Raw genomic sequence first — 686 nt, 5'->3', positions numbered from 1 at the left:
TGTTCACTCCTACTGAATGCAGGAACTTCTTCAAACACGCTGGATATGAATGCAATTAAACGCGACACGCTTTAGAGGCTGTTTAGTATGGTAATTGTATCTTTTTGTTGGTTTCAAAACTGGCTTTCAGGTTGCTGTTTGGAGTTTCATTGCAGGTGTAATTCCGCCGATGGCCATGTTTGGCCGCTCGTTGTTGTATGTCCATAGCTAGCGTGTTGCTTGGTCCTGAGCCTCTTCGATCGTCTTGAATATGTATTGTCCGTGCCTTTCATGACGGACAGTCCGATTATAGCGCTTGATATGGGCGTTCTGTTGCGGTTTGCCGGGCTGAATGTATTGCAAGCCGATCCCACGTCTTGAAGCCCACATTTGCAGGGCGGCACTAAAATTTTCAGGACCGTTATCCACCCGAGTGGTCAACGGCAGGCAGCGCCATTCGATGATCCACTCAAGCGTACGAATGACCCGCAGGGCCGGGATGGAGGTGTTCGCTTCAATGCCCAAACCCTCTCGTTTGAAGTCGTCCAGAACGTTCCAGGTTCTGGAACTGCGCCCGTCGCTGAGCTTGCGCTCATAGCGATAGCAGCTTTCGCTGATCTGGGAGGTCCGCTAGGTGTTTGATCCCAGATTTTGATGGTGCAGTCTTTTCTCCCGAATGGAAGGATGCACTATGGGACAGGTTTTAC

The 686-nt window shown here is 50.3% G+C and carries 1 pseudogene; it reads right to left on the bottom strand.

Going from position 1 to position 686, the window contains the following annotated elements:
• Window positions 1-126: 126 nt before the first annotated feature.
• Window positions 127-573 (bottom strand): annotated as a pseudogene (locus Q0835_RS30040) (integrase core domain-containing protein); the annotation flags it as partial.
• Between the last annotated feature and the right edge of the window lie 113 nt (window positions 574-686).

Origin of the sequence: uncultured Roseibium sp., from assembly GCF_947499295.1 — a bacterium.
GTDB lineage: Bacteria > Pseudomonadota > Alphaproteobacteria > Rhizobiales > Stappiaceae > Roseibium.
This window is presented reverse-complemented; position numbering and strand designations above follow the sequence as displayed.